The following is a 14,503-nucleotide window of genomic DNA, read 5'->3' as shown; positions in this document are numbered from 1 at the left end:
TGCTTGCGGGGCCAGGTTGGGGGGAGCCATCGTAATGGGCTGGCGCCGTTGTTCCCCACACGCGGCCGGCGCTTTTCCCCCATTCGGGGGATGCTGCGCAGCCGCTGCCAGGGGGCGTTGGACCCAGTGCGCTATGGTGCCGGCGTTGGCGCCGCAGGTCTGCGCAACTGCGTATCTATTTGTGTCGTTTTATGTCAGCCGCTTCAGTGCGCGGGCAGATCGGGGTAGCGGCGGTGGCAGACGCGGTTGCGCCCGCTGCGCTTGGCGCTGTACAGCGCCTCGTCGGCCTGTAGCAGCAGCGCGCTGGCCTCGCCGCGGTGGTCCGAGCCCCAGGTGGCGATGCCGATGCTGGCGGTGACCAGCGGGTCGGTCGGCGAGTGGTCGTGGACGATGGCCAGGCCATGCAACGCCTGGCGCAGTTTCTCGGCCAGGGCGATGGCGCCGGCGGCATCGGTCTCGGGCAGCAGCAGGGCGAACTCTTCGCCGCCTATGCGCGCGGGCAGATCCTGCTGGCGGCAGAACTTCTGCAGCAAGCCGCCGATCTTCTGCAGCGCGATATCGCCCATGGGGTGGCCGTAGAGGTCGTTGTAGCGCTTGAAGTGGTCTACATCCAGCAGCAGCAAGGACAGGGGCGCGGGGCGCCGCGCCAGGCGGACGAATTCGTAGGCCAGGCGCTCGTCAAACTGCCGGCGGTTGGCGATGCCGGTCAGTGCATCGGTGCTGGACAGGGTCTCCAGCGCTTCCACCTGCTCGCCGAGCACTTGCAACAGCGCATTCACGCCCTGGGTCAGCGCGCCGATTTCATCCGGCCGGTCGTAGGCCAGCACACTGTCCCAGCGCCGCGACGCGGTCAGGGACGCCAGATCGGCATGCAGCCGGCGGATCGGCCGCACCAGCCACAGGTGGACGGTGAGCAGCAGCACCAGGCCGGTGGCCAGGGCCACCACGGCCAGCTGCACAGCCACATCGCTGACGATGTGCTGGGCCTGGGCCGCCAGGTTCCGCTCCAGCCGCATGCGCACCCAGGCCAGGGGCTGGGCTTCCAGGTCTTGCAGCTGGTAGCGCAGTGTGATGCTGCTGGCGTCGTACAGCGCGGTCAGGCTGCGGTTGGCGAAATGCAGAAACTTCGGCAGCTCCCAGGTCAGCAGCGCGGGCGCGGCCGCCGTCGGTGGGCCGGTGTGGGGCTCGATGGAGAAGGCCGCGCCGGCGTTCTGGGCGATGACGGCCAGGGCGCTGTCGTTCAGCTCGCGGGCCATCACCACCACACCGACCGAGGCACCGCGGCCGTCGCTGTGGACGATGGGCGTCCAGCAGACGGCCGCCAGCACTTTCTGCATGAACGTGAGCCCGCACTGGGTGGATTGGGCGGGTACCGGCTGGCCGACCCAGCGGCGTTGCAGCGGTTCCACCAGGTCTTCCTGGCGGGGCATCAGGCCGTTGCCCAGTGCGCGGGCGCCAAAGCCAGCGGGCCGGCCTTTGCGGTCGATGAACAGAACTGCGTTCAGGTTCGATGTCGACATGGCGGGAGGGCCGATGTTGCTGCTTTCAAATGCCTTGTTCGGTCGCAGCATATGGTTGTACAGCTCGTCCCAGTAAGCCCAGTCGCGGTTCAATACGCTGAGCCCGGATAGCTGCTCATCGAAGCCGCTCAGCAGGCGTTTGGCGCTGTCTTGTGCGAAGCGCTTTTCGATGCTGTCGAAGGCCGGCAGCAAGCTGTTTTTCATGACCAGCAGCCCTAGACCGCCCATCAAACTAAATACCAGGGTGAACATGACCACGATCCGGGGGCCTATTCCCAGGGTCGCACGCGGGCGTGGCTTCAACGGGCCCATGGCGGGAACGTAAGGGCAGTCATAGCGGTACAGCTTAGCGCTGGAACCGCGCAGCGGCAATGCGGGTAAAAATCCGCTGCCGCTAGCAACCATCCCTTAGTGGAACACGGCCTTCCATAGCGCCAGCACGGCGTCGCGTTCGGCCTGCAGCAGGGGCGGCACGACCTGCGTGGGGGCTTCGTTCAGGCGCGCCTGGTGCTGTACCTTGCGCAGCGCACGGTAGGCCTTGGCGGCGGCTTCGCCCACGCCGGCCGGCAACAGGCCGCAGAGTTCGGCGCGCTGCAGCAGTGCGATATTGCCCACGTTGTCTTGCAGCGCCGGGTGCTGTGCGGCATAGGCCAGCACCAGGAACTGCACCGCGAACTCGGCATCCACCATGGCACCGTTGCTGTGCTTGACGTCGAAGTGGCCGCCGCGCACCGGGTGGGCGGCGCGGACCTTGTCGCGCATGGCGACGATCTCGGCCTTCAGGGCGGCATGGTCGCGCGGCGCGGTGATCACGTTCTCGCGGATCGCATCAAAGCGCTGGTGCAGGTCGTTCGGCCCGAGCACGCAGCGGGCGCGGGTCATGGCCTGGTGCTCCCAGGTCCAGGCAACGTTGCTGCCGCGGCCTTCCTGGTAGCTGGCGTAGGCGTTCATGGTGGTGACCAGCAGGCCCGAGTTGCCGTTCGGCCGCAACGCGGTATCAATCTCGAACAGATCGCCTTCGGCGGTCTTGACGCTCAGCCAGTTGATCAGCTTGCGCACCAGGTTCGCATAGGCTTCGGGCGCGCGGTCGTCTTCGTCCTCGTAGACGAAGACGATGTCCAGGTCGCTGCCATAGCCGAGCTCCTTGCCACCCAGCTTGCCGTAGCCGATGACGGCAAAGCGCGGCTCGTCCAGATGGTGGTTTTTAAGCCGTTGCCAGCACCAGCGGGCGGTGACGCGCAGCACCACCTCGGCCAGGGCGCTCAGGTCGTCGGCTACCTGTTCGACGCTGATGCGGCCTTCGACGTCGCGCGCCAGGGTGCGGAACAGCTCGGCATGGTGGGCGCGGCGCAGCAGATTCAGCAGGGTTTCGTCGTCGTCCTCCTGGGTGCGGGCCAGCGCGGTACGGCGGGCTTCGAGTTCGGCTTCGAATTCGGCCGCAATAAAGCGCTCGGACAGCATGGTCTCGGCGGCCAGCTCGTCGATCACCCCCGGGTGCTGGAGCAGGTAGCGGGCCGGCCATTTGGCGGCGCCCAGCAGGCGCAGCAGGCGCTGGTGGATGGCCGGGCGCTCCAGCAGCAGGGCCAGGTAGCTTTCGCGGCGCAGCAGCGGCTCGATCCAGTCCATCCAGCGCAGCACGCCTTCCAGGCTGGTCTGGCCCTCGCGCAGCCAGGCGGCGGTGCGCTGCACCAGGCGGGCCAGGCGGGCGCGCGAGACATCCCGCAGGGCCAGCACGCGCGGGCTTTCGCTCCAGGCCAGCAGGCGTTCGCGCAGGGCCGGGTCGAGCTGCTCGGCCAGGCTGGCCAGGTCGGGGGCGCCGCTGGCGTCGCCGACCGCCGGTTTGGCGCTCTTGCCGTTGCAGCCCTTGCATTCCTTTTTGCCGCCGAGCAGGGTGTCGAACTCTTGCGCCACCCTTTCGCGGTGGGTGTCCAGCGCGGTCAGGAACTCGCAGCAATCGGCGCAGCCCATGGTTTCGGCGATCCAGGCCAGGTCGGCATCGACAGTGGGCAGCACATGGGTTTGCTGGTCGTCCAGGTACTGGATGCGGTGCTCGACCCGGCGCAGAAAGGTATAGGCCTCGGCCAGCGCATCGGCCGTGGCCTGCGGCATCAGGCCGGCGCGGGCCAGGCGCTGCAGTGCGTCCAGCGTGGGGCGGGTGCGCAGCTCGGGAAACTGGCCGCCGCGCACCACCTGCAGCAGCTGTACGGTGAATTCGATTTCGCGGATGCCGCCGCGCGACAGTTTGACGTCATTTGCGCGCTCGGGCCGGCCGGCGCTGCGCTTGGCCGCGTGTTCGCGGATCTGCTGGTGCAGGCTGCGCAGCGCATCGAACACCCCGTAGTCCAGGTAGCGGCGGAACACAAACGGCAGCACCACGCCGCGCAGCGCGCAGGCGTCGGCGATGCAGGCGCGCGGCGCCACCACCCGGCTTTTCAGCCAGGCAAAGCGCTCCCATTCGCGGCCTTGCACCTGCAGATAGTCTTCCAGCGCGTCCAGCGATACCGCCACCGGGCCGGAATTGCCATTGGGCCGCAGCGCCAGGTCGACCCGGAACACAAAGCCGTGTTCGGTGGTGTCGCCCACCAGGCTGTAGATGGTCTTGACCACCTTGCCAAAGTATTCGTGGTTGGAAATGCGGCCCCTGCCTTCGGCGGTACCGGCGGTGTCGCCATCCTGGTTGTAGACATAGATCAGGTCGATGTCGCTGGATACGTTGAGCTCGCGCGCACCCAGCTTGCCCATGCCCACCACCCACAGTTGGGCGCGTTGGCCGTCGGTCGCCAGGGGCGCGCCATGCTGGACGTCCAGCGTCTGCTGGGCGTGCTCGCAGGCGGCATCGAGGGCGATTTCGGCCAGTTCGGTGACGGCCCGGGTCACCACTTGCAGCGGCGCCTGTTCATCGCAGTCCAGCTGGACCAGGCGTTCCATCACCAACTGGCGCAGGGTGCGCAGGGCGGCGCCGAGTTCCAGGCCCTGGGTCAGCAGGGTGGCCAGGGTGGCTTCCATGCTGGCACGCACCGGCGCGCCCGCAGGCAGCAGGTCGAGCTGGTCGGCATAGCGGCGGCGCAGGCGCTGCACAAAACGTGAATGGAACGACAGGGCGGCAGGGGGAGTCTGGAGGTTTAACAAAACGTCACCGTAAAGCATTCAATGCCCGCTGGGGCGGGAGTCATAATTCCTGTTGCATCCATCTGTCCCATGACTGAATCCAAGCCCTTGCCCTCGCGTCTGCTCAAACTGGCTGCTACCGCAGCAACCTGGTCTCTTCGCGTGGTGCTGGCGGGCTGGCTGATGCTCGCCATGGCTTGGGGGGCTTTGCACGGCTGGATTGTGCCGCGAATTGGCGAGTTTCGCCCGCAGCTGGAGAGAGAGGTCGGGCGGGCACTGGGCTTACCGGTGCGCATAGGCGCGATTTCTGCCGAATCGGTACACCTGATCCCCACTTTTGAGCTGCGCGATGTGGCTTTGCTCGATGCCCAGGGCCGTACCGCCTTGCAGTTGCCCAGGATCGTGGCGGCGCTGTCGCCGGCCTCGCTGCTGAAGCTGAGCTTCGAGCAGCTGGTGATCGACCAGCCCGCGCTGGACATCCGCCGCAGCGCCGACGGCAAGATTTTTATCGCCGGGCTGGACTTCTCGCAGACCGACAAGAGCGACGGGCGGGCAGCCGATTGGCTGTTTTCCCAAACCGAGCTGGTGGTGCGCGGCGGCACCGTGCGCTGGACCGACGAGCAGCGCGCCGCGCCCACGCTGGCGCTCAGCGGGGTAGATTTTGTGATGCGCAACCGGGGGCTGCGGCACCACCTGCGCCTGGATGCCTCGCCGCCGGCCGAATGGGGCGAGCGCTTCAGCGTCCAGGCCCAGTTCCGCCAGCCCTTGCTCAGCACCCGGCGCGGCCGCTGGCAGGACTGGGATGGCCCGGCCTATGCCAGCCTGCCGCGGGTCGACATGGCGCAGCTGCGCCAGCATGCGGATCTGGGCTTTGACATCGCCCAGGGCGTGGGGGCTTTGCGGCTCTGGGCCGATATCCGCCACGGCCAGGTGCTGGCCAGCACGGCCGATGTGGCTCTGCAGGATATCCGTGTCACCTTGGCGACCGATCTGGAGCCCCTGGCGCTGCAGTCCTTGCAAGGCCGGCTGGGCGTGAAGCCTTTACCCGGCGGCATGGAGCTGTCGACCGAAGGCCTGCAGTTCACCACCGATGCCGGCCTGCCCTGGTCGGGCGGTAATCTGTTTGTGCGCAGCCAGCCCGAGGGCGGCCAGCTGCGTGCCGACCGGCTGGACCTGGCCACGCTGTCGCGCATTGCCGCGCACCTTCCGCTGGGCGATGCCACCCACGCGGCCCTGGACACCTATGCGCCGCAAGGCCTGGTCGAGCAGGTGGATGCCAGCTGGCGCGGTCCGCTGGAGGCGCCCACGCAGTACCAGGTGAAAGGCCGGGCCAGTGGCCTGGCGCTGGCTGCTGGCACGCTGGCAGAGGGCCGGCCCGGCGTGCGCGGCGCGGCGCTGGAGTTCGATGCCAACCAGGCGGCCGGCAAGGCCACGCTGCGCATCGACAAGGGCGCGCTGGACCTGCCGGGCATCTTCGAGGAGCCGGTGGTGCCGCTCGACCAGCTGTCTGCGTCGGTAAGCTGGCAGCACAGCGGCGACGCCTTGGCGGTCAAGCTCAGCGATGTGCGGTTTGCCAATGCCGATGCGGCTGGCGATCTGCAGCTGGGCTGGCGCACCAGCGATGCCGCGGTGTCGGCCAGCAAGTCGCGCTTTCCCGGCGTGCTGGACCTGCAGGGCCAGCTGACGCGGGCCGATGGCACGCGGGTACACCGCTACCTGCCGCTGGAGCTGGATGCCGAGGCCCGCCACTATGTGCGCGATGCGGTGCGCGCCGGCTCAGCCAGCCGGGTCAAGTTCCGGGTCAAGGGCGATTTGTACGACTTTCCGTTCAACACCAGCCGGCAGGGCGAATTCAAGGTCACGGCCGACGTACAGAACGCCACCTACGCCTATGTACCGCCCAGTCTGCGGCCGGGCGAAGCCCTGCAGTGGCCGGCTTTGGAGCAGCTCTCGGGCGAGCTGGTGATAGACCGTGCCTCGCTGCAGGTGAACCGGGCCACTGGCAAGCTCAGCGGTGCGGCGGGCTTCCAGATCACCCAGGCCCAGGCCTCGATTGCGGATCTGAACCGCTCGGTGGTGGTCTTCAACGGCCAGGCGCGGGGGCCGGTGAACGACATGCTGGGCCTGGTGGCGCGTTCGCCCCTGGCCTCCATGACCTCGCATGCACTGGACCAGGCCACCGGCAGCGGCGCCGCCGATCTGCGCTTGCGGCTGCAGCTGCCGATTGACGATATCGACCACAGCAAGGTCCAGGGCAGCCTGACCCTGGCGGGCAACGACCTGGTGGTGGCGCCCGACACCTTGCCTATGGGCCGAGCCCGCGGTACGGTCAACTTCACCGAAACCGGCTTCACGCTGGCCGGCGTCCAGGCGCGGCTGCTGGGTGGCGACGCCAAGCTGGAGGGCGGCACCCGTCCGGTATTCGGGGCCACCCATCTGGGCGGCGATGCGCATGGCAGCCTGTTGTTCCGGGTCCAGGGCGTGGCTACGGCCGAAGGCCTGCGCCAGGCGCCGGCGCTGGGCCTGGTATCCCAGCTGGCGCGCCAGGCCACGGGCAGCGCGGCCTATTCCGCCGTGTTGGGCGTGCGCCAGGGGCTGCTGGAAACCAGCGTCACCAGCAGCCTGCAAGGCCTGGCCCTGGCTTTGCCGGCTCCGCTGAACAAGAGCGCCGAGGCCAGCTTGCCGCTGCGCTTTGAAAACACCTTGCTGCCGGCTACCCCGGGCCCGCAGCGCGACCGCCTGCTGCTGGAGCTCAAGGGGCTGGGCTCGGTCAACTATGTGCGCGATGTGTCCGGCGCCGAGCCCCGGGTGTTGCGCGGCGCGATTGCGGTTGGCGTACCGCCGGCCGAATCGGTACCGCTGCCCGAAGAGGGTGTCACCGCCAATCTGCAACTGGGCGCATTCAATGCCGATGCCTGGGATACGGCGATGGCGCCGGCCCCTGCGGCCCTGGGCGCGGCCAGTGTGGCGCCGGCCACTCCGCATGTCGACGGCTACCTGCCCACCACCCTGGCGGTGCGCGCCAATACCCTGACCCTGGGTGGCCGCACCCTGCACCAGGTGGTGATGGGCGGTACCCGCGATGGCGCCAACTGGCGCGCCAATGTCAGCGCCCAGGAGCTCAATGGCTATGTGGAATACCGCCAGCCGTCCGACGCCGGTTCTGGCCGGGTCTATGCGCGGCTGGCCCGGCTGACGCTGGCGCCCAGCGCGGCGAGCGAGGTCGAAACCCTGCTGGACGAGCCCTCCGAGACCGTGCCCGCGTTGGACATCGTGGTCGACGAGCTGGAGCTCAAGGGCAAGAAGCTGGGCCGCGTCGAGATCGAGGCGGTGAACCGCGGCGTGCGCGAATGGCGGCTCAACAAGCTGACGATCACCAACCCCGAAGCCCAGCTCAGCGCCACCGGCAACTGGGTGTCGGTGGGGGCCCAGGCGGCGTTGGGCGGGCCACGCCGCGAGACCAAGGCCGCACCGCGGCGCACCGTGCTGAACTTCAAGCTGGACATCGCCGACGCCGGTGGCCTGCTGACCCGCTTCGGCATGCCCGGCGTGATCTTGCGCGGCAAAGGGCCGATGGAGGGGCAGATCGCCTGGGTCGGGTCGCCGCTGGCCCTCGACTATTCCACGCTGTCGGGCCAGTTCAACCTGGGGGTGGAAAACGGCCAGTTCCTCAAGGCCGACCCCGGCCTGGCCAAGCTGCTCGGCGTGCTGAACCTGCAGGCCTTGCCGCGCCGGCTGGCGCTGGACTTCCGCGACGTGTTCAGCCAGGGCTTTGCCTTTGACTTCATCCGCGGCGACGTGCATATCGACCAGGGCAAGGCCGCGACCAACAATTTGCAGATGAAGGGCGTGAACGCCGCCGTGCTGATGGAGGGCAGTGCCGACATTGCGCGCGAAACCCAGGACCTGAAGGTGGTGGTGGTGCCCGAGATCAGCGCGGGTACGGCGGCGCTGGTGGCCACCGTCATCAACCCCGCGGTCGGCATAGGCACATTTCTGGCGCAGTGGTTTTTGCGCCGCCCCTTGACCGAGGCCGCCACCCAGGAGTTCCATATCGACGGCACCTGGGCCGACCCCAAGATCACCAAGGTGGCGCGCAAAGGCGTGCTGGGCCTGGAGCCCAAGGTCGAAGCCCAGGCACCGAACACCAATCCAACCCCCGGAGCCACACCATGAAAGTCGCCGCCATCCAGATGGTCTCCAGCACCAGTCTGGCCAGCAACCTGGAGCGGGCTGCGGTGCTGCTGGCCGAGGCGGCGGCCTGGGGGGCCGAGCTGGTGGTGCTGCCCGAGTATTTTTGCCTGCTGGGCCGGCGCGATACCGACAAGCTGCAGATCCAGGAGGCCTATGGCAGCGGCCCGATCCAGGACTTTCTGGCCGGCAGCGCGCGTCAGCTGGGTATGTGGATTGTGGGCGGCACGCTGCCATTGACGGTTGGCGATGGGGGCCGGGTGCGCAACAGCAGCCTGGTGTTCGACCCCACGGGTGCCTGCGTGGCGCGCTACGACAAGATCCATTTGTTCCGTTTCGACAATGGGCAGGAGCGCTTTGACGAGTCGCGGGTGCTGGAGCCCGGCACCGAGCCCGTGCTATTCGAGCTGGCCGCCCGCGACGGCCAGCGCTGGCGCATTGGCATGAGTGTCTGCTACGACCTGCGCTTTCCCGAGCTGTACCGCGGCTACGCCGCCCAGGGCGCGGACCTGCTGCTGGTGCCCAGCGCCTTCACCCACACCACCGGCCAAGCCCACTGGGAGCTGCTGCTGCGCACCCGTGCGGTAGAAAACCTGGCCTATGTGCTGGCCCCGGCCCAGGGCGGCCTGCACGAGAACGGCCGCCGCACCTGGGGCCACAGCCAGCTGGTCGACCCCTGGGGTGTGGTGCTGGCCGAGCAGGCCGAAGGCGAGGCCGTGGTGCGCGGCACGCTGGACGCCGCCCGGCTGGCCGCCTGCCGGGCCCAGCTGCCGGCGCTGCAGCACCGCGTGCTGTGAAGCCGGTGCGCATGCTTTCGCAGGGCGGCCTGCTGCGCCTGTGGCAGCGCTGGTCTTTGTGGGGGCTGATGCTGCTGCTGCTCGGGCTGGTGCTGGGCACCCTGGTATGGCTGGCCGGCCGTTTTGAAGCCAGCCAGGTACAGGACCGGCTGGAACGGGACACGGCGGCGGCGGTGGACGATGTGCGGCTGGGCCTGGCCCGCAATGTGCAAAGCCTGCAGGCGCTGCAGTACAACGATCCGACCCCCGGCTCTTGGACTGTCGATGCCATCGAATTTCTGCGCAACCACCGGGAGCTGCTGCGGGTCGAATGGCACCAGCCGAATATGAGCTTGGTGGCCAAGGCGCACAGCCCGTTCCGGCCCCAGGCCTTCGAGTGGCAGGGCCAGATCCGGGCCGAACCCGATGCCCAGCTGGCTTGTACCCTGGCCAAGCGCGCCAATGGTCCGGCCTATTCGGGCAGTTATTTCCTGCCGCAGGTGACCGGGCTGGGGCTGGAGGTGCTGGAGCTGTGCATGCCGTTGATCAGCCATGGCGCGTTGAAGGGCTATCTGGTCGCTACCTATGCGCTGGGCGATGTGCTGGCCGACATGGTGGGCCGCCAGCTGACCCGCAGCCAGGAGGTGTCGTTCATCGAGCCCGACGGCACCCGCCTGGTGCTGCATGGCTCGGCCCGGCGCGGTACCCGCATGTTTACCGCGCAGCAGCTGGTCAACCTGCCGGGCAACACCATGGTCTTGCGCATGGACAGCTGGCATGGCGACCCCGGCGTGTACCCGAACCTGATGACCGCGCTGGTCACGCTGATGTCGATTGCCCTGGTGTCGGTGACCGTGCTGCTGGTCAAGGACACCCGCTTGCGGCTCAGCGCCGAGCGCGACCTGGCTGATGCGCTGGCTTTTCGCAAAGCCATGGAGGACTCGCTGCTGACCGGCCTGCGCGCCCGCGACCTGCAGGGCCGCATCACCTATGTGAATCCGGCGTTCTGCCAGATGGTTGGCTTCAGCGCGGCCGAGCTGTCCGGCCACAGCATGCCGGCGCCCTACTGGCCGCCCGATCTGGCCGAGGAATACCAGCAGCGCCAGGACATCCGTCTGGCCGGCAACGCCCCGCCGCGCGAAGGTTTTACCTCGGTCTTCATGCGCAAGGACGGCGTGCGCTTCCCGGTGCTGGTGATCGAGGCCGCGCTGATCAATGCCCAGGGCCTGCAAACCGGCTGGATGAGCGCGGTGGTCGACATCACCGAACAACGCCGGGTGGAAGAGCTGTCGCGCACCAGCCAGGACCGGCTGCAGGCCACGGCCCGGCTGGCCACGGTGGGCGAAATGGCCTCGCTGCTCAGCCACGAGCTGAACCAGCCGCTGGCCGCGATTTCCAGCTACGCCACCGGTGCGCTGAACCTGATGCAATTCGGCGAGCTCGAAGGCGCGGACCTGGACATGGCATTGCGCCGCATCGCTGAGCAGGCCGAGCGCGCCGGCAAGGTGATCAAGAGCGTGCACGACTTCGTGCGGCGCCGCGGCGACGCCCGCGAGGTGGTGGCGCCCCAGGCGCTGCTGGACGCCATCATGCCACTGGTGCAGCTGCAGGCACGCAAGCTGGGGGTGCAGGTACAGACCCAGATGGCGCCGACCCTGCCACCGGTGTTGTGCGACCGGACCATGGTCGAGCAGGTGCTGCTGAACCTGGCGCGCAACGCCATGCAGGCCATGGACCAGCCGGGCATTACCGAGCGCGTGCTGGTGCTGCGGGTGGCGGTGGCCGGGGCCAATTTCCGGGCCGCCCAGGCCACCGGCTGGCTGGAGTTTGTGGTGTCCGACCGCGGGCCGGGCATTCCGCCCGAGGTGGCCGAGCGCTTGTTCACCCCGTTCTTCACCACCAAGCTTGAGGGCATGGGCCTGGGCCTGAGCATGTGCCGCACGGTGATCGAGCAGCACGGCGGATTTCTGGGCTTTGAAGCCAACTATCCGCAGGGGACGGTGTTCCGGTTTACCTTGCCGACGGGCTGATGGAACACCCCCTGGTCGTGGTGCAGCCGGTTCCATGGCATCCTTGGGCGTGGCTGTAAAACTGAATGGAATGTGAGACTGTGATGCAACCTGTACAAGACGCCACCGTATTTATTGTGGACGACGACGCCAGCGTGCGCGATGCGCTGTCCTGGCTGCTGCGCTCGCGCCGGCTGTTCAGCGAGGGCTTTGTCAGTGCCGAGGCCTTCGATGCCATGCTCGACGGCGGCTTCACGCCGCGCCAGGCCTGCTGCCTGCTGCTGGATGTGCGCATGCCCGGCATGAGCGGGCTGGCGCTGTTCGACAAGCTGGTGGCCCAGGGGCTGCACCTGGAGATGCCGGTGATCTTCTTGAGCGGCCATGCCGATGTGCCTACCGCGGTCGATGCAGTCAAGCGCGGGGCTTTCGATTTCTGCGAAAAACCGTTCTCGGACAACCTGCTGGTCGACCGCATCGAGCATGCGCTGGCCCAGTCGGCGCAGAGCCTGCAGGCCCGCGACACCCGTTTGCGGCTGCAGTCGCTGCTGGCCGAGCTGACCGAGCGTGAACGCGATGTGATGCGCCTGGTGGTGCAGGGTCTGCCGAACAAGCTGATTGCCGACCAGCTGGACATCAGCGTGCGCACGGTGGAAGTGCACCGCGGCCGGGTGTTCGACAAGATGGAAGTGAAGTCGGCCGTAGAATTGGCTAATTTGCTACAGAAAATGTAGCTGCTCGCGCAGGTGATACCTACGGCGGAGGTATTTTTTCTTCGGATTTTTGAACGATTTCGCCGTTCTTGCGACCAGAGAACATGGTCCACCAGACAATCAGCACCAGCAATACCCCGGCCCCCAGCGCTTCCAGCAATAGCAACACCATGAACCGATCCTTCCCGTATGTCTTAGTAGCCGCGATTGTAGGAATCCTGGCCGGCTGTGCCACGCATGTGCCCGAGTACCCCGCACCAGAAGCTACTCCCACGCCGACCCAGCCCAGCCCGACCGACCTGCCGCCCTATGTGGTCTCCGGCGACACCGGCCCGCTGCCCGGCCCCATCACCCAGGGCAAAAGCCGCTGGACCGCAGTGCGCTGGGCCGAGCTGCCCGGCTTTGGCCAGGACCCGCTGTTCGAAGCCTGGAACGCCTGGATCAAGAGCTGCGAACGTCCGGGCCCGGTGCATGCGCCGCTGTGCAAAGAGGTGCGCCGACTCAGCATCGGCAGCGGCGACGAGCAGCGTGCCTGGATGGTGTCGCGGCTGCAGCCCTACAAGGTCGAGCCGCTGCAAGGCAGCTCCGACGGCCTGCTGACCAGCTACTACGAGCCCATGCTGGACGCCACCCGCAACCCCACCAGCGCCTCCGCCGTGCCGCTGTACCGCCCGCCGGCCAGCCTGGGCCAGCGCAAGCCCTGGTACACCCGGCAAGAGATGGAAACCCTGCCCGAAGCCAAGGCCCAGCTGGCCGGCCGGGCGATCGCCTGGCTGTCCGACCCGGTGGATGCGCTGGTGCTACAGATCCAGGGCTCGGGCCGGCTGCGCATCACCGAGGCCGATGGCAGCCAGCGCCTGGTGCGCCTGGCCTATGCAGGCACCAACGACCAGCCGTACAAAAGCGTGGGCCGTTGGCTGCTGGACCAGGGCCTGATCCGCGACGCCACCTGGCCGGGCATCAAGGCCTGGATCGTGCAGAACCCGCAGCGGGTGAATGAACTGCTGTGGAGCAATCCGCGCACCGTGTTCTTCCGGGAAGAGGTTTTGTCGGAGCTGGATGCGGCGTTTGGCCCGCGCGGCGCGCAGGGCGTGCCTTTGACGCCGGGCCGCTCGATTGCGGTCGACCCGACCAGCATCCCTTACGGCACGCCGGTCTGGTTGGCCTCGCCCGGCCCGTTGGCGCAACTGCAGAAGCTGGTGTTCGCGCAGGATACGGGCAGTGCCATCACCGGCGCGGTGCGGGCTGACTATTTTGCGGGCTGGGGCCCGGAAGCCGGCGAATTTGCCGGCCGGGTCAAGCAGCCGCTGAAGCTGTGGGTGCTGTGGCCCAAGTAGAAGAGCAGTAGGGGCTTAGCCGTTCAGGCGGACCACGCCGTTGCTGATCTTCACGCGGTCACCGGTGTTGACACCTGCCACATCGGCCTGGTGCACGGTGCGGGTGGAGCCGTCGTCGAGGCGCACCACGATTTCGTAGCTGCGCGTGGCCTTGACCTGGCCTTCGATGTGGTTGCCGGCAACCGCACCGCCGACGGCGCCCAGCACCGTCATCACGTCCTTGCCACGGCCACCGCCGACCTGGTGGCCGAGCACGCCGCCGAGTACGGCACCGCCGACGGCGCCCACGCCGCTGCCCTTGGCGGGCGTGCTGATTTCACGCATGGATTCGACTACGCCGCAGTCCAGGCAACGCGGTGCAGCGGCGACCACATGGCTGGGTTCGTTCGCCACGGCCGGGCGTTTGACCGGGGCCGTGACAACCTTTTGCGGCGCCACGGGAGCGGCTTCTTTGACTGGCTCGGTTTGCGCCAGCTGGCTGGCATCGGTATTGCGGGCGCTGGACGAAGGCAGCCAGCCCAGGATGGCAGCCGTGCCGACAGCGCACAGCAGAACGATGGCGGCGCAGGCCACGATGATCATCGGGTGCAGACTGGCGCGGGGAGTGGCTTGGGGCATGTTCATAGGGACAGATTCAGGTAATAGTGGTTGGGCCAGACTACCAGATCGGCAGTATTACTGGGGTGGACGCCGCCGCTGCTCTGCCAGCGCCCCATTTGTTGGGCCCGCAGATGCGGCGACCTCAGCCTCCAACGCCGCTTTGTACCTGCAAGTTGACACACCGGGTGTGAGTACTTGTATCTGCCCACTGTCGCACCCCTGTCAGGACGGGGGCGCGGCGGGTCTTACCGG

The 14,503-nt window shown here is 67.8% G+C and carries 9 protein-coding genes; 5 read left to right on the top strand and 4 right to left on the bottom strand.

Translation table 11 applies throughout. The features are described 5' to 3' along the window. Positions 1 to 203: 203 nt before the first annotated feature. Both J2X19_RS16515 and glnE read right to left on the bottom strand, forming a co-directional pair. Complete coding sequence (locus tag J2X19_RS16515; protein ID WP_310374882.1) at positions 204 to 1,724, bottom strand: diguanylate cyclase domain-containing protein; 1,521 nt, start codon at positions 1,722 to 1,724, stop codon at positions 204 to 206. Between the two features lie 204 nt (positions 1,725 to 1,928). Next, positions 1,929 to 4,649, bottom strand: coding sequence for a bifunctional [glutamate--ammonia ligase]-adenylyl-L-tyrosine phosphorylase/[glutamate--ammonia-ligase] adenylyltransferase (glnE, locus tag J2X19_RS16510; protein ID WP_310374880.1), 2,721 nt, complete (start codon positions 4,647 to 4,649; stop codon positions 1,929 to 1,931). A 69-nt stretch (positions 4,650 to 4,718) separates the two neighbouring features. Between glnE and J2X19_RS16505 the strand changes: the two genes are divergently transcribed. The 4 genes from J2X19_RS16505 (at position 4,719) to J2X19_RS16490 (ending at position 12,335) form a co-directional block, all read left to right on the top strand. Then, on the top strand, positions 4,719 to 8,804 hold the full coding sequence (locus J2X19_RS16505) for a YhdP family protein (RefSeq protein WP_310374878.1): 4,086 nt from the start codon (positions 4,719 to 4,721) through the stop codon (positions 8,802 to 8,804). Continuing rightward, positions 8,801 to 9,616, top strand: coding sequence for a carbon-nitrogen hydrolase family protein (locus tag J2X19_RS16500; protein WP_310374876.1), 816 nt, complete (start codon positions 8,801 to 8,803; stop codon positions 9,614 to 9,616). The genes J2X19_RS16505 and J2X19_RS16500 overlap by 4 nt, the downstream gene beginning before the upstream one ends. Positions 9,617 to 9,627: 11 nt before the next feature. Further along, positions 9,628 to 11,625 (top strand): two-component system sensor histidine kinase NtrB, encoded by a 1,998-nt coding sequence (locus J2X19_RS16495; RefSeq protein WP_116607870.1) that lies wholly within the window; start codon positions 9,628 to 9,630, stop codon positions 11,623 to 11,625. Positions 11,626 to 11,708: 83 nt separating this feature from the next. After that, a complete protein-coding gene (locus tag J2X19_RS16490) occupies positions 11,709 to 12,335 on the top strand; it encodes a response regulator transcription factor (RefSeq protein WP_092757299.1) in 627 nt (208 codons plus the stop codon). A 19-nt stretch (positions 12,336 to 12,354) separates the two neighbouring features. Here J2X19_RS16490 and J2X19_RS16485 read toward each other — a convergent pair whose 3' ends face one another. Next, complete coding sequence (locus J2X19_RS16485) at positions 12,355 to 12,486, bottom strand: hypothetical protein (protein WP_310374873.1); 132 nt, start codon at positions 12,484 to 12,486, stop codon at positions 12,355 to 12,357. On the opposite strand from J2X19_RS16485, the gene mltA reads away from it, so the two are divergent. Beyond that, a complete protein-coding gene (mltA, locus tag J2X19_RS16480; RefSeq protein WP_310374871.1) occupies positions 12,485 to 13,651 on the top strand; it encodes a murein transglycosylase A in 1,167 nt (388 codons plus the stop codon). The two genes, J2X19_RS16485 and mltA, sit on opposite strands and share 2 nt — an antisense overlap. A gap of 15 nt (positions 13,652 to 13,666) precedes the next feature. Here mltA and J2X19_RS16475 read toward each other — a convergent pair whose 3' ends face one another. Continuing rightward, positions 13,667 to 14,275 carry an outer membrane lipoprotein gene (locus J2X19_RS16475; RefSeq protein ID WP_116607806.1) on the bottom strand — a complete coding sequence of 203 codons (609 nt, stop codon included), beginning with the start codon at positions 14,273 to 14,275 and terminating at the stop codon, positions 13,667 to 13,669. Positions 14,276 to 14,503 lie beyond the last annotated feature (228 nt).

This window comes from Rhodoferax ferrireducens (assembly GCF_031458075.1).
In the GTDB taxonomy this organism is placed as follows: Bacteria; Pseudomonadota; Gammaproteobacteria; order Burkholderiales; family Burkholderiaceae_C; genus Rhodoferax_B; species Rhodoferax_B ferrireducens_A.
Note: the sequence above shows the minus strand (reverse complement) of the source record. Positions and strands in the feature narration are given on the sequence as shown.